Genomic DNA, 17513 nt, shown 5'->3' with positions numbered 1-17513 from the left:
CTCAAGCAGGCTGCGCGAGAGAGGCCGACACCCTGTCGCGCAGCGCCTCGGCCTCGGCCAGCAGCATCAGGCTGCGTTGGGCCTGTGCAGGATCGGGCTGCGGATAATCCGAACGGAAATGCCCGCCACGGCTTTCGCGGCGCTGATGGGCGGCACAGGCAATCAGTGTCGCGGTGGCCAGCATATTCTGGAAAACGATATTTTCCTCATTTCTCGACATTTCAGAAATAACAGAAATCGTTTTTTCCAGCCCCGCCTTATCCCGAATGACACCGACCCCATCCGTCATCGCCTGACGCAGCTTGGCGATAGTATCCGCGCAAGGCTGACGACCACCGGCGGCAAAATCCAATGTGACTTCGGGCGCATCACAAAGCGCGATTTCCTTGCCGATGTCATCCGCACAGATCCGGCCATAGACAAGCGCCTCCAGAAGCCCGTTCGATGCCAGCCGGTTGGCCCCATGTAACCCGGTCGAAGACGCTTCACCACAGGCCCAGAGGCCCTTCAGGCTAGTCCGGCCCAGCCTGTCAACCCAGATACCGCCCATATGGTAATGCGCCGCCGGAGCCACCGGAATGGGGGTCAAGGCCGGATCGATCCCCGCAGCCAGACAAGCCCGTGCGACAGACGGGAAACGCTCGTGTATCTCGGCACCGAGCACAGCGCGGGTATCCAGAACCGGCTGCCGGCCAGCCTGATATTCGCGGTAAACGGCACGGGCCACGATGTCGCGCGGGGCAAGCTCGGCATCAGGATGCTCGTCCAGCATGAAGCGCTGCCCCATGTTATTCAGCAAAACTGCGCCCTCGCCCCGCAAGGCTTCGGTCGCCAGAGGCGCAGGATCCAATCCGACAGCAATCGCCGTGGGATGGAACTGCACGAATTCGGCATCGGCAATCACAGCCCCTGCCCGCGCCGCCATGCCGATCACCTGCCCCCGTATCCGCGCCGGATTGGTCGTAACGGCAAACAACCCGCCCGAACCACCGCCGGCCATCAGGATCGCAGGCGCATGAAGCAGAACGCTTTCCGAGGGCTGGTCCGCGCGCGTCAGAAAGACACCGGTCACACGATCGCCGCTCTGGTGCAGATCAACGGCCATAACGCCCTCAAGGACCTGTATCGAAGGCGTGGCGCGCACGGTGGCAATCAGGCTTTGCATGATCTCGCGCCCGGCCTGATCGCCCTTGACCCGCACCACCCGCGCGGCGGAATGCGCCGCCTCGCGGGACATGACATAGCCGCCACTGGCATCACGGTCGAAAGGCGTTCCGATTTCGGTCAGGCGCAGAATATGTCGGGCCGCCTCGGAGGTGACCATCTGCGCGATTTCAGGCACCACAGTGCCCGCCCCCGCAATTTCGGTGTCACGCGCATGGGCTTCGAAACTGTCGGTTGCCGCCATAGCTGCCGCAACCCCACCCTGCGCCCAAACCGAAGATGCCCCCTCGCCCAGCTTTTCAGGCGAAATGACAAGAACCGGACGGGGCGCCAGCCGCATTGCCGCGTAAAGTGCCCCAAGCCCCGCGCCAATGATCACAACGCGACTGGTGGCAAGCTCGGTCACTTGGCGACCGCCTTCGAAAGCTCGATCATCCGCTCAACAGCGACCCGCGCCTTACCGGCCACCTCGGGATCGACTTCGACCGCTTCGGAGCCGGTATGCAGCGCCCAAAGGATCTTTTCGAGCGTGATCTTCTTCATATAGGGGCACATATTGCACGGACCGGTAAATTCGATCTCGGGCAAAGCGTCTGATATATTGGATGCCATAGAGCATTCCGTCACCAGCATCGCCTTGGCAGGTTTATTGGTGGTGACATAGTCGATGATCCCGCTGGTCGAACCGGAATAATCGCAGGCATCCACCACATCGGGTGGGCATTCGGGATGCGCAATGATCATGGTGCCCGGGTTCATCGCACGGAAATCATTGATATCTTCTGGCGTATATTGCTCGTGCACGATACAGGAGCCCTCCCACCAGACGATCTTTTTCTGCGGCACCATATTGGCAACGTTCTGCGCCAGATACTGGTCCGGCGTCATGATGATCGTCTCTTCGGGCAAGGCCGCCACAATCTGGGCCGCGTTCGAGGACGTGCAGCATATATCGGATGCCGCTTTCACCTCGGCGGTGGTATTCACATAAGACACAACCGGCGCGCCCGGATATCTGGCGCGCATCTGGGCAATCCCTTCGGCAGTGATGCTTTCGGCCAGCGAACAGCCTGCCTCGACATCAGGGATCAGCACCGTTTTCGCCGGATTGAGGATTTTCGACGTCTCGGCCATGAAATGCACACCGCATTGCACGATAATATCCGCCTCGACCTTGGTCGCTTCGATGGCAAGTTGCAGGCTATCCCCAACAACATCTGCCACGCCATGATAGATTTCCGGCGTCATATAGTTATGTGCCAGAATAACCGCGTTTTTTTCGGCCTTCAGCTTATTGATAGCCGCAATATAAGGGGCGTAACGGACAAAGTCCGGAAACGGAATAACCCGATCCATCTTCGCATGGATATCGGCCATAGAACTGGCCAGTTCGACCGAAGGTGTCAGGTCATAGACTTCGGCGAGCGTCGCGCGCATGGCGGTAAAATCAAGCATGGTTTCCTCCCAGCCCCTTCACTTGAGCCGCCCTTTACGCGATTTCCCCCAACAATAGAATGGAAAAATGGATTTCAGACTATGTTTTACCAATTAGTCAGCGTTTCCAGATTGCGTTTTCTCCCAGCTTCTCGACATAAGCGGCATGGGCCGCCGCCTCGATTTCGGTCACGCGGGAGGGCAGGGCCTGAGGACGTGGTGCAGGGCGCCAGATCTCGGAAGGGCCAGCATTTTGGGCATGCTGATCAAGATTAAGACCAAAGCCCGGCTGACGCCCGCCAATAAGTTCCAGATAGACTTCGGCCAGAATTTCACTGTCCAGAAGGGCCCCGTGCAGCGTCCGCGAGGAGTTATCGATAGAAAACCGCCGACATAGCGCATCAAGCGTGGCCGGAGACCCGGGAAACATCCGCCGCGCCATTGTCAGCGTATCGACCGCGCGGTCATCAGCGATCAACGGCTTTTTCACCCAGCCAAGTTCGGCATTGAGAAACCGCATATCGAATTTGGCGTTATGGATCACCAGCTTGGAATCCGGTCCGATAAAATCCAGAAAATCCTGTGCGATTTCAATGAATTTCGGTTTATCAGCCAGAAACTCATTCCCCAAACCATGCACCTGGAACGCCTCTGTCGGCATGTCCCGCTCGGGGTTGATATACTGGTGGTAGTGATTGCCGGTCGGCATATGGTTGAACAGCTCGACCGCACCGATTTCAACGATACGGTGGCCCTCGTTCGGTTCAAATCCGGTGGTCTCGGTATCAAGAACAATCTCACGCATGAGGCTTCTCCATGATCTGGTCAATCAGACGTCGCACATCCCGAGCCGCAGTTTCAACATCAAGCGTTTCGATGACATAGTCCGCGCGCGCACGTTTTTCCGCATCCGGCATCTGCTTGGACAGAATAAGCTCGAACTCCGCTTCGCTCATTGTTCCACGTGAAAGCACGCGCTGTTTCTGGATCTCGGCAGGGGCACTGACCACCAGAACGGCATCACAGACTTTATCGGCGCCGGTTTCAAACAAAAGCGGAATATCCAGAACAATCAGCGGCTCCTGCAAATGGGATGCCACGAACTCCGTCCGAGATTGCGCGGTCAACGGATGCACGATCGCCTCCAGCTGGACCATCGCCTCGGGTGTGTCTTTCAACAGCGCCTTCAATGCCTTGCGGTCAACCTTCCCATCCTTGACGGCATTCGGAAACTGCGCCGCGATCGGGGCAACGGCAGCGCCGCCCAGATCATAAAGCTGACGCACGACCGCATCCGCATCCCAAACCGGAATGGACGCAGCCGCAAAAAGAGCTGCCGTGGTCGATTTCCCCATTCCGATAGAGCCGGTCAGGCCCAATATGAAAGGACGGGTCATTGACCCAGAACCTCGATGCGCAGGGCCTCGGTTACCTCGGGACTTTGACCGAACCAGCGCTCAAACCCCGGACGTCCCTGATGCAACAGCATGCCCAGCCCGTCCACAATCCGGCATCCCTGCGCCTGTGCCTTTTGCAGGAAAGCCGTAAGCAGCGGAATATAGACGATATCTGTTGCCAATGCGGTTTCCGGTAACAGATCCAGCGAGATGTCGAATGGCGGTTGGCCCTCCATTCCCAAAGACGTGGTATTAACCGCTGTTGCCACCCCGTCAAAAATGGCTGCGGCCTCCTCCCAGTCATACACCCTGACCTTCGGACCGAAGCTTTCGGCCAGCGCCTCGGCACGGGCCTTGGTGCGGTTGCACAGCCGGATTTCAGGCACACCAGCTTCCAACAGGGAAACAATAATGGCCCGCGCAGCCCCACCAGCCCCTAGAACAGCGGCAGGACCCGCCGATGGTTCCCAATCGGGAGCGCTTTGCCGTAAATTCGCGATAAAACCATAACCATCCGTATTATCGGCAAAAATACTGCCATCTTCCGCCAGAACCAGCGTATTGGCAGACCCGATCAGCTTAGCACGGTCGCTGACCTCATCTGCCAGCGCCAGAGCTGCCTCCTTGTGGGGAATGGTAATATTCACCCCCACAAATCCGGCCTTATGCAAGCCGCGCAAAACCGCTTCCAGATCCGCAGGCGCGACATCCATCGGCACATAATAACCTGACAAGCCATAGCTGCGCAGCCAGAACCCGTGCAATGCCGGAGAACGTGAATGCGACACGGGATGACCGATCACACCGGCCAGCGGAATTTTCTTATGGCTCATGTTGTCAGCTCCCCACGCGCACGCAACCAGTTCAGAAACTCCATTAACGGCAGTCCCAATACGTGGAAATAATCGCCTTCCACCTTGGAAAACAAGCGCACACCCTCTTCTTCAAGCTTGTAGCATCCGACAGCCTGCCGGATAGACTCCCAGTTACGCGTGACATAATCCTCGATAAACCCTTCCGAGAGATCATGCATCGTCAGGCGCACAACGCCGACATGCCGCCAGAGCGGTTCATTATCACGTATGATCACAGCCGCCGACAAAAGCTTATGCGTCTTGCCCGAAAGAGCGCGTAACTGTTCAATCGCCGCTTCCTGGGTGTCCGGCTTGGAAAAGATCCGCCCCTCCAGATCAAGCACCTGATCCGCCCCCAGAACCATGACGCCAGCGACGCTGCGCGAGAGCTTCTTGGCTTTCATCTCGGCCAGAAAATCAGCGACATCACGCGGCGATGCACCTTCTGCCTGCATCGAGGCACGGATCATCTCTTCATCGATACGGGCGGGTTTTGCCACGATTTCCAGCCCCGCATTGCGCAGCAATTGGGCCCGAATTTCGGACTGGGACGCCAGCAGGATGGGGATAGTCATGTGGATAAGCCTCTCGGTAACCGTATGTATAAAACAGGGGATAACCCCGACAGGCGATTTCCTCCACAGTTATCGGCAGGTTTCACGCAGCTTCGAAGATATTTTTCCACCTGTGAGAAGAGTCTTCCTCAGTCTGTGAGCGACTCATATAGGTTAACTTTTCCCACCAGTTTATCCACAAGCCGAATCGGACTTTGCAAACTTTGCAAACATTTGAAAACATGATTTTTTCTTGTTAAATCGTGCAGGTTATCGACTCTGTGGGCAAATAGTTTATCCACTGTGGATAAATCAGGGAATAACGGTGAATCCACAGTATCCACAGGGCCTATAATCATCTTCTATTCTTTCTTAATTATATTTTTATTTTTAGAGAGAGATTGGCGCCTAACACCGGAGACCAAGCCATGCTGACAGCCGTGCAAGATTTTCTCGCGATCTATTATCCGTGGATCAAAGCCTTCCACGTGATGTCGGTGCTGGCGTGGATGGCAGGGCTGTTCTATTTGCCACGGCTCTTCGTGTATCACGTGGAAGGGCTCAAGAAGCAGGGTGTCACAGCGGGTTCGGAAATGGATCTTCTGTTCCAGCATCAGGAGCGTCTGCTTTTGAAAGCGATCATGAACCCTGCGATGATCTCGGCATGGAGCTTCGGTCTGTGTCTGGTTCTGATCCCTGGCGTTGTTGACTGGACGATGGCGTGGTCGTGGGTCAAAGCGGCTTCGGTGATCGGGATGACGTGGTTTCATCACTGGCTTGGATTGCGCCGGAAAGATTTTGTGAATGGCCGCAATACCCGTAGCGGCAAAACCTACCGGATGATGAACGAGCTCCCCACGCTTTTCATGGTTCTGATTGTCATCGCCGTGATCGTGAAATTCTAGGCAATCGTTGACTCGCGGGCGATTTTGATCTAGCGCAGGACAAAACCCCGACCGTCCTGGCCGGGAGTCGTTCCAATTACATCGAGATTTCGTTTCGGCTGGCCCGAAAGCGAGGGGAATTCATGACCGAAGAGCGTCCGCATCCCGAAGACGAGCGTCTGAATCTGGCTGACCTGAAGGCGAAAAGCCCCAAGGCATTGCTGGCTATGGCCGAAGAGTGGGAAATCGAGAACGCCTCGACCATGCGCAAGGGCGAAATGATGTTCGCACTGCTGAAAGCGCATGCCGAAGAAGACATCACCATTGGCGGGGACGGGGTTCTGGAAGTGTTGCAGGACGGTTTCGGCTTCCTGCGCTCGACCGAGGCCAACTATCTGCCGGGTCCGGACGATATCTATGTCTCGCCCGACATGATCCGCCAGCATGCGTTGCGCACTGGCGACACCGTCGAGGGCATCATCCGCTCTCCGGGCGAAAACGAACGCTATTTCGTGCTGACCAAAGTCGAGAAAATTAACTTTGAAGAGCCCGAAAAGGCGCGTCACAAGGTTGCTTTTGATAACCTGACGCCGCTTTATCCCGACGAGCGCCTGAAAATGGAGATCGAGGACCCGACGATCAAGGATCGCTCGGCACGGATCATCGATCTGGTTGCTCCGATCGGGAAGGGGCAGCGGTCGCTGATCGTGGCACCGCCGCGGACCGGTAAAACGGTTCTGCTGCAGAATATCGCCACCTCGATCGAGAAAAATCACCCCGAGTGCTATCTGATCGTGCTTCTGATCGACGAACGTCCGGAAGAGGTGACCGATATGCAGCGTTCGGTGAAGGGGGAGGTTGTTTCCTCGACCTTCGACGAACCGGCAACGCGCCACGTGGCCGTGTCCGAGATGGTGATGGAAAAAGCCAAGCGTCTGGTTGAACACAAGCGCGATGTGGTGATCCTGCTCGACTCGATCACCCGTCTGGGGCGCGCGTTCAACACCGTGGTGCCGAGCTCGGGCAAGGTTCTGACCGGTGGTGTGGATGCCAACGCGCTTCAACGCCCTAAACGCTTCTTCGGGGCGGCACGGAACATCGAAGAGGGCGGGTCGCTGACAATCATCGCGACCGCGCTGATCGATACCGGTTCGCGCATGGATGAGGTCATCTTTGAGGAATTCAAAGGGACGGGGAACTCGGAGATCGTGCTGGACCGCAAGGTGGCCGACAAGCGCGTCTTCCCGGCGATGGATATCCTTAAATCCGGTACGCGGAAAGAGGATCTGCTGGTTGAACAGAAGGATCTGCAGAAGACCTATCTGTTGCGCCGCATCCTCAACCCGATGGGCACGACCGATGCGATCGAGTTCCTGATCTCGAAGCTCAAACAGACCAAAACGAATTCGGAATTCTTCGACTCCATGAACGGTTAATCCGTTCCCGAGAGGGATATGATGGATACGATCTTTGCACTGGCCACTGCCCGCGGAAAAGCGGGGGTGGCCGTTATTCGTATTTCCGGGCCGAAAGCCTGGGAAGCTGCCTCGCGTCTTTGCGGGACATTGCCGCCTGCGCGACAGACCGCGCTGCGTGTGTTGCGGCTAGAGGGTGAGGCGCTGGACGAGGCAGTGGTGCTGCCCTTTGCCAAGGGGCATAGTTTTACCGGCGAAGAGGTCGTAGAATTCCATATCCACGGAGCCGTGGCGACAGTGAGTGCGGTTTTGCGGGCCTTGGGCACGAATCCCGACCTCCGAATGGCGGAAGCGGGCGAATTCACCCGCCGCGCGATGGAGAATGAGCGCTTGGATCTTTCTCAGGTCGAAGGTCTGGCTGATCTCATCGAGGCGGAAACAGAATCCCAAAGAAAACAGGCTCTTAAAGTTCTGTCTGGCTCTGTCGGGAAGGTCGTGGACGGCTGGCGAGAGCGGTTGGTCAGAGCTGCAGCGCTGTTGGAAGTGACCATCGACTTTGCCGATGAAGATGTACCGGTCGATGTGACGCCTGAAGTTCTTGCGGAAATTGATGCCGTTCAAAGCAGTTTGAGCGAGGAAATCCGGCGTTTTGGCGCAGCCGAGCGTATTCGCGATGGTTTCGAGGTGGCGATTGTTGGCCGTCCTAATGCTGGAAAATCAACACTTCTCAATGCGTTAGCGGGAAGAGAGGCCGCAATTACTTCCGAGATTGCCGGCACGACAAGGGATGTGATCGAAGTTCGCATGGATCTGGCGGGATTGGCGGTTACATTACTGGATACCGCCGGATTGCGGGAGACCACAGATATTGTCGAAGCGATTGGAGTAGATCGCGCGATCAGTCGAGCCAAAGACGCCGATCTGCGGGTTTTCTTGCTGGATGGGGAAGAGTTACCTCTCCTAGAGCCACATGCGGGAGATCTGATCGCTTATGGAAAAGCCGATATTGTAAGCGGGGAAGGGCTTCGCGTGTCAGGAAAAACCGGCGCGGGAATAGACCAGCTTGTTGCCGAGATTACGCAGCGTCTTCTTGCTCAAGCCGAGGGGGCAGGGATCATGACGCGGGAACGACATCGTGATGCACTCATTAATGCAAACCGGGCTTTGGATTCGGCGCGAAATGAGGTAATGAGCAGTTTCGACCGTCCTGAACTTTCTGCGGTTTATCTGCGGGAGGCCGCTCGGTCTTTGGAATCTCTGTTGGGCAGGGTGGATGTCGAGAATCTCTTGGATGAGATATTCTTGAGTTTTTGCATCGGGAAATAGGAGTGTTTCACGTGAAACATTTTGACGTTATTGTTGTCGGCGGCGGACATGCCGGAACCGAAGCAGCCCATGCAGCCGCTCGCATGGGCGCAAAGACTGCGTTGGTCACACTTCGCCGTGAGGCGATAGGCGTTATGTCGTGCAATCCGGCGATAGGGGGGCTTGGTAAGGGGCACCTTGTTCGCGAGATTGACGCGATGGACGGTGTTATGGGTGTTGCAGCCGATAGGGCAGGGATCCAGTTCCGTCTTCTTAACCGGCGCAAAGGGCCCGCGGTTCAGGGACCAAGAGCCCAAGCGGACCGAAAGCTTTATCGTCAGGCGATGGCTGATCTTACAGCTCAACAGGCCAATCTTGAGGTCGTTGAAGGCGAAGCCGTTGATCTTGTGATTAAAAATGGTCGCATTGCCGGTGTGATGCTTGCAGATGGCGCAGAAATAGAATGTCAGTCGGTCGTCTTGACGACTGGCACGTTTTTGCACGGTGTTATCCACATCGGTGATAAAAGCTATCCTGGTGGACGCATGGGAGATCGCCCGTCCGTTCCGCTTGCCGATAGGCTGAAAGCCTTGGATCTCCCTCTGGGGCGCCTTAAAACAGGCACGCCACCAAGGTTGAACGGTAAGACCATTGATTGGTCAATTCTTGAAAGTCAGCCCGGTGATGATGATCCGGCCATGTTCAGTTTTCTGAATAAGAAGCCGCTGGTGCGGCAGATCTCTTGCGGGATCACGCATACCAACGAAGTGACGCATCAGATTATTCGCGAAAATCTGTCCCGTTCAGCAATGTATGGGGGACATATTGAAGGGATAGGGCCGCGGTATTGCCCTTCAATCGAAGATAAGATTGTTCGATTTGCGGATAAGACATCGCATCAGGTCTTTCTGGAGCCAGAGGGACTTGATGATGATACCGTATATCCTAACGGTATTTCGACGTCTCTTCCCGAAGACGTTCAACATGAATATGTGCGTTCGATGCGAGGGCTTGAGAATGTTGAAATTCTCCAACCCGGATATGCGATCGAATATGATTACGTCGATCCGCGCAGCTTAAATTCCTCTTTGGAAATGCGCGCGCAACCCGGATTGTATCTGGCGGGGCAAATTAATGGCACCACTGGATACGAAGAAGCTGCTGCGCAAGGCCTGGTTGCCGGTCTGAATGCCGCGGCTGCTGCGCTAGGGCGGGAGCAGGTCCAGTTTTCGCGCACGCAGAGCTATATCGGTGTGATGGTTGATGATCTTATCACCCGCGGAGTAACGGAACCTTACCGCATGTTTACATCGCGAGCGGAGTTCCGGCTTTCCCTTCGGGCAGATAACGCCGATCAACGTTTGACCCCACTCGCATTGGAAATCGGCTGCGTATCCGATGTTCGGACCGCCGCATATCTGGCAAAACAAGAAGCGATGGACGCAGGGCGCGCGCTTATGGAAGCCTGTGTTCTGACGCCGAAAGAGGCGATCTCTCATGGGTTCAAGGTTAATCAAGATGGACAGCGTCGGTCTGCATTTTCCTTCCTGTCTTTCCCTGACATAACTTTTGACGATATGGCGCGGGTATTCCCTGAACTTCAGGATATCGGTCCCGAAATTTCCGATCAGTTAGCGAAAGACGCGCTTTACGCAAATTATCTTATCCGTCAGGAGCGAGATATTGCAGCAATGCAGCGCGATGAAGCTTGGAAAATTCCTGAGGATTTTGACTATTCGGGTCTGTCTGGTCTTTCGAACGAACTCCGGCTCAAACTCGGCAAGGCACAACCTAGCACTCTTGGACAGGCGGGGCGTGTCGATGGTGTGACACCAGCTGCGTTGGCGTTGATTCTGGCGAAACTGCGCCAGTCGCGGAAACAGAAGTCAGCGTGAGGCGCAGCTATGGAGCCTAATTTCCTCATTGATGTTTCACGTGAAACAATCGAGCGTTTCGAAATTTATGAAGCGCTGGTCAAAAAGTGGAATCCTGCGATCAATCTTGTGGCGAAATCGACGATATCGCAGTTTCAGAAACGGCATCTGGCAGATTCTATTCAAATTTATGACCCGACGCTATCATGGAAGCGCTGGGTCGATTTGGGATCTGGCGGCGGTCTACCGGGGATAGTTGTGGCAATTTTGGCGGCCCAACATAATCCGGCAGCTCAGGTGCATCTTGTTGAGAGCGATCAGCGCAAATGCGCATTTCTGATGACTTGCATTCGCGAGTTGTCTATTTCGGCGCAGGTTCACAGCCAGAGAATTCTGGATATCCCTTCGTTACAAGCCGATGTTATTTCAGCGCGGGCCTTGGCTGCCCTTGACATGCTTCTTGACTTCTCAACCTACCACCAGCGTGAAAATGCTATTTTCCTTTTCCCGAAAGGGGTGAATTGGAAAAGTGAAGTGCTCGAGGCGCAAAAGTCATGGACCTTCAAATATGAAGCTTTTAGAAGCAACACAGATCCAGATGCAACAATACTAAAAATCTCAGGAGCAGAGCGTGTCTGACCGTTCCTTGATAAAGGCGCCGCGTATTATTGCGGTGACCAACCAGAAGGGTGGCGTAGGAAAAACCACTACGGCGATCAACCTTGCCAGCGCACTGATCGAGCAGGGCTGCCGTGTTCTTGTGGTTGATCTTGATCCGCAGGGAAACGCATCGACCGGGCTTGGGTTGGAACTCGAAGATCGTGATTACAGCACCTATGATCTGCTGACGGGGGAGGCAGACGTTGGTGATATTGTTGTCAAAACGCAATGGGACGGCCTGTGGCTCAGTCCTGCAACAACTGATCTGGCCTCTGCCGATATGGAACTCCATGATGCCGATCAGCGCAGCTTCCTGCTTCAGAAGGCGCTACGTTCCGAAGACATCAATGATCTTGAACTGGATTATATCCTGATTGATTGCCCGCCGTCCTTAAGTCTTCTGACGGTTAATGCGATGGTGGCAGCAGATTCCGTGCTTGTGCCGCTTCAGGCCGAATTTTTCGCACTTGAGGGTCTATCGCAGCTGATGCTGAGTGTTCGAGAGGTGCGGCAGGGCGCGAACCCGAATTTGCGCATCGAGGGGGTCGTTCTCACCATGTATGATGTCCGTAACAACCTCTCGCAGCTGGTCGAAGCCGATGCACGGGCGACTTTGGGCGAAATCGTCTTCAAAACGATGATTCCGCGCAATGTCCGGATCTCTGAAGCGCCGTCTTATGCGCAATCCGTTTTGCATTATGATAGCGGGTCACGCGGGGCGAAAGCCTATCGTGCTCTTGCAAAAGAATTATTGGAGCGCCACGAAGGCGCAAATCGCAGGGGGGCACATGAGCAAGAAGCCTGAACGCCGGGGGTTGGGGCGCGGATTGAGTGCCCTGATGGCTGATGTAAATATTGAACCGAACCAGGATAATACGGTGCCGCGTCGTCCCGAAAGTTTCATCCCGATCGAGAAGATCGAACCCAATCCCGAACAGCCGCGCCGTCATTTCGACGAGCAGGCGCTTCAGGAGCTGGCGGATTCTATTCGTGAGAAGGGTGTCATTCAGCCGCTCATCGTCAGGGTGCATCCTTCTAAAAGCGATATGTACGAGATCGTTGCGGGGGAACGCCGCTGGCGGGCGTCGCAACTGGCGCAGTTGCACGAGCTTCCGGTCATTATTCGGGATTTCAACGACACCGAAGTTCTTGAAGTCGCCATTATCGAGAACATTCAGCGTGCAGACCTCAATCCTCTGGAAGAGGCGCTGAGCTATCGCCAGTTGATGGATCGTTTCGGTCATACGCAGGAAAAGGTGGCCGAGGCTCTTTCGAAAAGCCGCAGCCATATTGCGAATCTTTTGCGCCTTCTCAATCTGCCCGACGAAGTTCAGGAATATTTGCGCGACGGGCGTCTGACCGCCGGTCATGCGCGCGCAATGATTACCGCCGACGATCCGATCGGTTTGGCGAAAGAAGCGGTGTCAAAAGGTCTTTCGGTTCGCGAAGTCGAGCGTAAGGCCAAGTCTCCGACAGCCGAGAAAAAGCCGAAAAACCGCCCTGTGATTGAAAAGGATGCGGATACTCGTGCGCTGGAAGCCGATCTTTCCGCGACAATCGGCATGAAGGTCGAGATCAATCATAGAGGCGAAGAGGGCGGGACGGTTGTTCTCAGCTATAAAGATCTCGAGCAGCTTGATGCAATCTGTCAGATGCTGACAAAACTTTAATCCGGCATCAGTTCACGGATAACCGCATTGAGAACCGCGCGACCTTCACGGGTGGCGCGGATTTTCGTTTGATCCGTCTCTAACATGCCGATATCGACAAGATAGGCGATGCGATCCTGTGGCAGTTGCGCGCCGCTTAGTGCTTCGTAGCGTGTCACATCCAGACCCTCCTGAAGCCGCATGCCGAACAGCAGGAATTCAATCACTTCCTCACTGCGCGGCAGAGCCTCGCGGGAAAGCTCGCCAGACCCCGTTTTGCGGACCTGATCTATCCATGCACCGGGTTGTTTGAGGGTGTCCGTCGCATGGCGGATCCCATCATGGGTCAAACGACCATGTGCGCCTGGACCGATACCGGCATAGTCACCATAGCGCCAGTAAATCAGGTTATGCCGGCTTTCAGAGCCTTCTTTCGCATGGTTAGACACTTCATAGGCCGGAAAACCGGCCGATTCCGCTATATCTTGTGTCAGCAGATACATATCCGCAGCACTGTCATCATCGGGCAATCCCTTCAGAAGTCCACGCTCTGCCCGTGCACCGAAAACAGTGCCTTCCTCAACTGTCAGTTGATAAAGCGAAAGGTGGTCAATCGCCATCGACAGCGCCTCCGAGAGCTCTTTGCGCCAGTCGGACAGGGTCTGGTCTTGTCGTGCATAGATCAGATCGAAGCTCACGCGATCAAAGACGGAACGCGCGATATCAAAGGCTTTGCGGCCTTCCGCAACCGAATGCATCCGCCCCAGTTTACGCAGATCGGCATCGTTCATGGCCTGCATGCCCATCGACACACGGTTAACGCCCGCTTCGGAATAGGCTCTGAAGCGACCCGCTTCGATGCTCGTGGGGTTCGCCTCCAGCGTGATCTCGAGATCATTCGACATGCGCCAGCTTTTGCGCACGCGGGTCAGAATGGCGTCAACCACATCCGGATCCATCAGCGACGGCGTGCCGCCACCGAAAAACACCGTGTTCAGCACACGGCCCCCGGTTTCACCTGCGAGACGGTCGATTTCCGATAGATAGGCCTCGGCCCAGACTTTCTGGTCGATAGAGGCCGTGACATGGGAATTGAAATCGCAATAGGGACATTTTGCGGCGCAGAATGGCCAATGGATGTAAAGTCCGAACCCTCCGGCGCGCCAATCTTCAATAGCAGTCGTCATGGGCGCACTCCGGTGGTGGGTGCCACGTGTTTCACGTGGCACAACAGGTCAGGCAGGCTCGAAAGCCTCGGTCAGTTTCTTGAAGGCGGCCGCGCGATGCGACAACTGGTTTTTGCGCTCGTGGCTCATCTCGGCGAAGGTATGGCTCGAGCCTTGCGGCTGGAACATCGGGTCATAGCCATGCCCCTGTTCGCCGCGCATAGGCCAGACAAGATGACCCTCGCAGATGCCTTCGAAGACCTCGTCATGCCCGTCCGGCCATGCCAGAACGAGGGTCGAGCAGAACCGGGCCGTGCGTGGCCGGTCAGCGCCGGATTTTTCGCACTCGGCCCATGTCTTTTCCATCGCCATCTTGAAATCGCGGCCATTGGGGGTCTCTGCCCAATCGGCGGTATAGACACCGGGCGCCCCGCCCAGACAATCCACCTCGATGCCGCTATCGTCCGACAGCGCGGGCAGGCCGGTGGCTTTGGCGGCGGCATGGGCCTTGATCCGTGCATTGCCGACAAAGGTGGTTTCCGTCTCGTCCGGCACGGGAAGATCCAGTTCGGCGGCACCTACGCATTCGATGCCATAGGGTTTCAGAAGTTCCGATATTTCTTCCAGCTTGCCGGCGTTATGGGTCGCGACAAGCAGTTTTTTCTCTGTGAATTTTCTCATCCAATAGCGTCCTTCTGTGCGGCAACCAGTTCTGCAATCCCGCTTTCGGCAAGATCCATCAGCTGGTTCATCTGATCGCGGGTATAGGTAGAGCCTTCTGCCGACATTTGTACCTCGATCAGCTTACCCTTGCCGGTCATGATGAAATTGCCGTCCACACCGGCCTCGCTATCCTCGGCATAATCGAGGTCGCAGACATTCTGGCCCGCATAGATCCCGCAGGAGACAGCCGCCACATGGTCGATCAGCGGATCGGAGGTGATGATCCCCTTGGCCAGCAGTTTGTTGGTGGCAAGACGCAGCGCCACCCAGCCACCGGTGATCGAGGCGCAGCGCGTGCCGCCATCGGCCTGAATGACATCGCAGTCAATCACGATCTGCCGCTCGCCAAGGGCGCTCCGGTCAAGCCCTGCACGCAAGGCCCGACCGATCAGGCGCTGGATCTCGACGGTGCGGCCACCCTGTTTGCCAGCGGCGGCCTCGCGACGGGTGCGCGAATGGGTGGCGCGGGGTAGCATGCCATATTCCGCCGTTACCCAGCCAAGACCGGTATTTTTCAGGAACGACGGCGCGCGGTCTTCGATGGTTGCGGTGCATAGCACGTGGGTGTCGCCCACCTTGATCAGGCAGGACCCTTCGGCATGTTTGGTAACACCGGTCTCGATAGTGACCTTGCGCATTTCGTTGAGGTTCCGTCCTGAGGGCCGCATATCCGCTCCTTTGGTGTAAATCGTCCTGCCCCATTTGCGCGCCTTCCTCGTATGATGCAAGGGCTCAGGACAGATTGACGATCGCTCTCGCAACCCGTTTACTGCGGCTCAGGAGTTTTGAGACCATGACAGAGCAAAAACAGACCCTGACAGAGCTGAATGACCGCTCGCGCGAGGTATTCCGCCGCGTGGTCGAGGGCTATCTGGAAACCGGCGATCCGGTCGGCTCGCGTAGCCTGACCCGCATGATGAGCGAAAAGCTTTCGGCGGCAACCATCCGCAATGTGATGAACGATCTCGAATTCCTCGGTCTGCTGGACAGCCCGCATATTTCGGCGGGGCGGGTGCCGACGCAGATGGGGCTGCGGATGTTTGTCGACGGTTTCATGGAGGTCGGCACATTGGGGGCCGAGGACCGCGCGGCGCTGGATGCCAGCGTTGGCGGCAATGATCCCGATCTAGGCAATCTGATGGACCGCGTCGGCTCGGCACTGTCGGGAATGACGCATGGGGCGAGCCTTGTTCTGTCGCCCAAGCAGGAAGCGCCGATCAAACACATCGAATTTGTGGGCCTTGCGCCCGACCGTGCGCTGGTGGTGCTGGTTTTTGCCAATGGTCAGGTCGAAAACCGTGTCTTCACACCGCCGCCCGGCCAGACGCCATCCTCGCTACGGGAGGCGGCGAATTTCATCAACTCGCTGGCCGAGGGGCGCACCCTGACCGAGCTGCGCCACGTGATGGCCGATGAAATCAGAAACCGCCGTGCCGAGCTGGACACGCTGGCGGCTGATCTGGTCGAGCAGGGGCTGGCCGAATGGGAGGACAAGGGCACCTCTTACGAACGCCTGATCGTGCGCGGACAGTCGAATCTTCTGGAGCAGATCTCCGATCTCGACCGTATCCGCACCTTGTTTGATGATCTGGAACGCAAGCGTGACATCGCGGAATTTCTCGATCTGGCGCAGGACGGGGACGGTGTGCGCATTTTTATTGGCTCCGAGAACAAGCTTTTTTCACTTTCGGGTTCCTCTCTGGTGGTAAGTCCCTATATGAACGCTGATCGAAAGATAATCGGTGCGATTGGCGTCATCGGCCCGACACGGCTGAATTACGGGCGGATCGTGCCGATCGTGGACTATACAGCGCAACTGGTCGGGCGGATGCTGTCGGGCCGGGGCAAAGGATGAAACGCATGAGCGACAAAAAAGACGAAATGAGCGAAGATCAGGTTCATCTCGACGAGACGTTCGAAGACATCATGAACGAAGGCGAGGGCGAGCTTGAAGCCCTGCGTGCCGAACGCGACGAGCTGCGCGACCGCTGGATGCGCGCATTGGCCGATGCCGAGAATTCGCGCAAGCGTGCCGATAAAGAACGCCGCGATGCCGAAAATTACGGTGGGTCGCGTCTGGCCCGCGACATGCTGCCGGTTTTCGACAATATGCAGCGTGCGCTGAACGCTATCTCGGACGAGCTGCGCGAAAAAGCCGAGGCGCTGATCGAGGGCGTCGAACTGACCCAGCGCGAGTTGCTGAACGTCTTCGAAAAGCACGGTATCAACCAGATCGCGCCGCAGGTGGGTGACAAATTCGACCCGACCCATCACGAAGCGATGTTCGAAGCCCCCGTGCCGAACACCGTGGCGGGCGACATCATTCAGGTGATGGATGTGGGCTTTATGATCCACGACCGTCTGCTGCGTCCGGCCAAGGTCGGTGTCAGCTCGACGCCGAAGTGATGTTTCACGTGACGCATTGAAAAGGGGG

18 protein-coding genes are annotated in these 17513 nt (G+C 56.4%); 9 read left to right on the top strand and 9 right to left on the bottom strand.

All coding sequences use genetic code 11. The features are described 5' to 3' along the window. Position 1: 1 nt before the first annotated feature. From WDB88_RS02425 to WDB88_RS02400, 6 genes are all read right to left on the bottom strand, one after another. Positions 2-1570, bottom strand: coding sequence for an L-aspartate oxidase (locus WDB88_RS02425; RefSeq protein ID WP_339108617.1), 1569 nt, complete (start codon positions 1568-1570; stop codon positions 2-4). Beyond that, positions 1567-2619 (bottom strand): quinolinate synthase NadA, encoded by a 1053-nt coding sequence (gene nadA / locus WDB88_RS02420; protein WP_339108616.1) that lies wholly within the window; start codon positions 2617-2619, stop codon positions 1567-1569. The genes WDB88_RS02425 and nadA overlap by 4 nt, the downstream gene beginning before the upstream one ends. Positions 2620-2716: 97 nt before the next feature. Then, positions 2717-3403, bottom strand: a complete 687-nt coding sequence (dnaQ, locus tag WDB88_RS02415; protein ID WP_339108615.1) for a DNA polymerase III subunit epsilon — start codon at positions 3401-3403, stop codon at positions 2717-2719. Beyond that, positions 3396-3995, bottom strand: a complete 600-nt coding sequence (coaE, locus tag WDB88_RS02410) for a dephospho-CoA kinase (protein WP_339108614.1) — start codon at positions 3993-3995, stop codon at positions 3396-3398. Before coaE ends, dnaQ begins: the two co-directional genes overlap by 8 nt. Then, positions 3992-4828, bottom strand: a complete 837-nt coding sequence (locus WDB88_RS02405) for a shikimate dehydrogenase (RefSeq protein WP_339108613.1) — start codon at positions 4826-4828, stop codon at positions 3992-3994. The genes coaE and WDB88_RS02405 overlap by 4 nt, the downstream gene beginning before the upstream one ends. After that, the gene (locus tag WDB88_RS02400; RefSeq protein WP_339108612.1) at positions 4825-5424 is read right to left on the bottom strand and encodes a Maf family nucleotide pyrophosphatase; all 600 of its coding nucleotides are present in this window, start codon (positions 5422-5424) and stop codon (positions 4825-4827) included. Before WDB88_RS02400 ends, WDB88_RS02405 begins: the two co-directional genes overlap by 4 nt. Positions 5425-5831: 407 nt before the next feature. On the opposite strand from WDB88_RS02400, the gene WDB88_RS02395 reads away from it, so the two are divergent. The 7 genes from WDB88_RS02395 (at position 5832) to WDB88_RS02365 (ending at position 13211) form a co-directional block, all read left to right on the top strand. After that, positions 5832-6308: a CopD family protein gene (locus tag WDB88_RS02395; protein ID WP_339108611.1), complete on the top strand. Its 477-nt coding sequence runs from the start codon at positions 5832-5834 to the stop codon at positions 6306-6308. Positions 6309-6430: 122 nt separating this feature from the next. Then, a complete protein-coding gene (rho, locus tag WDB88_RS02390; RefSeq protein ID WP_339108610.1) occupies positions 6431-7723 on the top strand; it encodes a transcription termination factor Rho in 1293 nt (430 codons plus the stop codon). 21 nt (positions 7724-7744) lie between these two features. Further along, positions 7745-9028, top strand: coding sequence for a tRNA uridine-5-carboxymethylaminomethyl(34) synthesis GTPase MnmE (gene mnmE / locus WDB88_RS02385; protein ID WP_339109456.1), 1284 nt, complete (start codon positions 7745-7747; stop codon positions 9026-9028). Positions 9029-9039: 11 nt separating this feature from the next. Beyond that, on the top strand, positions 9040-10902 hold the full coding sequence (mnmG, locus tag WDB88_RS02380; RefSeq protein ID WP_339108609.1) for a tRNA uridine-5-carboxymethylaminomethyl(34) synthesis enzyme MnmG: 1863 nt from the start codon (positions 9040-9042) through the stop codon (positions 10900-10902). Positions 10903-10911: 9 nt separating this feature from the next. Continuing rightward, the gene (gene rsmG, locus WDB88_RS02375; RefSeq protein WP_339108608.1) at positions 10912-11520 is read left to right on the top strand and encodes a 16S rRNA (guanine(527)-N(7))-methyltransferase RsmG; all 609 of its coding nucleotides are present in this window, start codon (positions 10912-10914) and stop codon (positions 11518-11520) included. After that, positions 11513-12346, top strand: coding sequence for an AAA family ATPase (locus WDB88_RS02370; RefSeq protein ID WP_339108607.1), 834 nt, complete (start codon positions 11513-11515; stop codon positions 12344-12346). The genes rsmG and WDB88_RS02370 overlap by 8 nt, the downstream gene beginning before the upstream one ends. Further along, the gene (locus WDB88_RS02365) at positions 12330-13211 is read left to right on the top strand and encodes a ParB/RepB/Spo0J family partition protein (RefSeq protein ID WP_339108606.1); all 882 of its coding nucleotides are present in this window, start codon (positions 12330-12332) and stop codon (positions 13209-13211) included. The genes WDB88_RS02370 and WDB88_RS02365 overlap by 17 nt, the downstream gene beginning before the upstream one ends. Here WDB88_RS02365 and hemW read toward each other — a convergent pair. From hemW to rph, 3 genes are read right to left on the bottom strand one after another with little or no spacing between them, the layout of a single operon-like run. Further along, on the bottom strand, positions 13208-14377 hold the full coding sequence (gene hemW, locus WDB88_RS02360) for a radical SAM family heme chaperone HemW (protein ID WP_339108605.1): 1170 nt from the start codon (positions 14375-14377) through the stop codon (positions 13208-13210). The two genes, WDB88_RS02365 and hemW, sit on opposite strands and share 4 nt — an antisense overlap. Before the next feature lie 48 nt (positions 14378-14425). Then, entirely contained in the window at positions 14426-15037 is a 612-nt protein-coding gene (gene rdgB, locus WDB88_RS02355) for an RdgB/HAM1 family non-canonical purine NTP pyrophosphatase (protein WP_339108604.1), read from the bottom strand. Further along, entirely contained in the window at positions 15034-15747 is a 714-nt protein-coding gene (rph, locus tag WDB88_RS02350; protein WP_339108603.1) for a ribonuclease PH, read from the bottom strand. Before rph ends, rdgB begins: the two co-directional genes overlap by 4 nt. Positions 15748-15872: 125 nt before the next feature. Between rph and hrcA the strand changes: the two genes are divergently transcribed. Both hrcA and grpE read left to right on the top strand, forming a co-directional pair. Then, the gene (gene hrcA, locus WDB88_RS02345) at positions 15873-16934 is read left to right on the top strand and encodes a heat-inducible transcriptional repressor HrcA (protein ID WP_339108602.1); all 1062 of its coding nucleotides are present in this window, start codon (positions 15873-15875) and stop codon (positions 16932-16934) included. Between the two features lie 5 nt (positions 16935-16939). After that, positions 16940-17485, top strand: a complete 546-nt coding sequence (gene grpE / locus WDB88_RS02340; protein ID WP_339108601.1) for a nucleotide exchange factor GrpE — start codon at positions 16940-16942, stop codon at positions 17483-17485. Positions 17486-17513: the final 28 nt, after the last annotated feature.

The organism is Thioclava sp. GXIMD4216 (assembly GCF_037949285.1).
Lineage (GTDB): Bacteria > Pseudomonadota > Alphaproteobacteria > Rhodobacterales > Rhodobacteraceae > Thioclava > Thioclava litoralis.
Note: the sequence above shows the minus strand (reverse complement) of the source record. Positions and strands in the feature narration are given on the sequence as shown.

What these genes read in the sequence shown, in the direction of transcription:
- nadA (WP_339108616.1), bottom strand. Translation starts at nt 2,619, where the DNA reads ATGCTTGATTTTACCGCCATGCGCGCGACGCTCGCCGAAGTCTATGAC.
- dnaQ (WP_339108615.1), bottom strand. Translation starts at nt 3,403, where the DNA reads ATGCGTGAGATTGTTCTTGATACCGAGACCACCGGATTTGAACCGAAC.
- coaE (WP_339108614.1), bottom strand. Translation starts at nt 3,995, where the DNA reads ATGACCCGTCCTTTCATATTGGGCCTGACCGGCTCTATCGGAATGGGG.
- WDB88_RS02405 (WP_339108613.1), bottom strand. Translation starts at nt 4,828, where the DNA reads ATGAGCCATAAGAAAATTCCGCTGGCCGGTGTGATCGGTCATCCCGTG.
- WDB88_RS02400 (WP_339108612.1), bottom strand. Translation starts at nt 5,424, where the DNA reads ATGACTATCCCCATCCTGCTGGCGTCCCAGTCCGAAATTCGGGCCCAA.
- WDB88_RS02395 (WP_339108611.1), top strand. Translation starts at nt 5,832, where the DNA reads ATGCTGACAGCCGTGCAAGATTTTCTCGCGATCTATTATCCGTGGATC.
- rho (WP_339108610.1), top strand. Translation starts at nt 6,431, where the DNA reads ATGACCGAAGAGCGTCCGCATCCCGAAGACGAGCGTCTGAATCTGGCT.
- mnmE (WP_339109456.1), top strand. Translation starts at nt 7,745, where the DNA reads ATGGATACGATCTTTGCACTGGCCACTGCCCGCGGAAAAGCGGGGGTG.
- rsmG (WP_339108608.1), top strand. Translation starts at nt 10,912, where the DNA reads ATGGAGCCTAATTTCCTCATTGATGTTTCACGTGAAACAATCGAGCGT.
- WDB88_RS02365 (WP_339108606.1), top strand. Translation starts at nt 12,330, where the DNA reads ATGAGCAAGAAGCCTGAACGCCGGGGGTTGGGGCGCGGATTGAGTGCC.
- hemW (WP_339108605.1), bottom strand. Translation starts at nt 14,377, where the DNA reads ATGACGACTGCTATTGAAGATTGGCGCGCCGGAGGGTTCGGACTTTAC.
- rdgB (WP_339108604.1), bottom strand. Translation starts at nt 15,037, where the DNA reads ATGAGAAAATTCACAGAGAAAAAACTGCTTGTCGCGACCCATAACGCC.
- rph (WP_339108603.1), bottom strand. Translation starts at nt 15,747, where the DNA reads ATGCGGCCCTCAGGACGGAACCTCAACGAAATGCGCAAGGTCACTATC.
- hrcA (WP_339108602.1), top strand. Translation starts at nt 15,873, where the DNA reads ATGACAGAGCAAAAACAGACCCTGACAGAGCTGAATGACCGCTCGCGC.
- grpE (WP_339108601.1), top strand. Translation starts at nt 16,940, where the DNA reads ATGAGCGACAAAAAAGACGAAATGAGCGAAGATCAGGTTCATCTCGAC.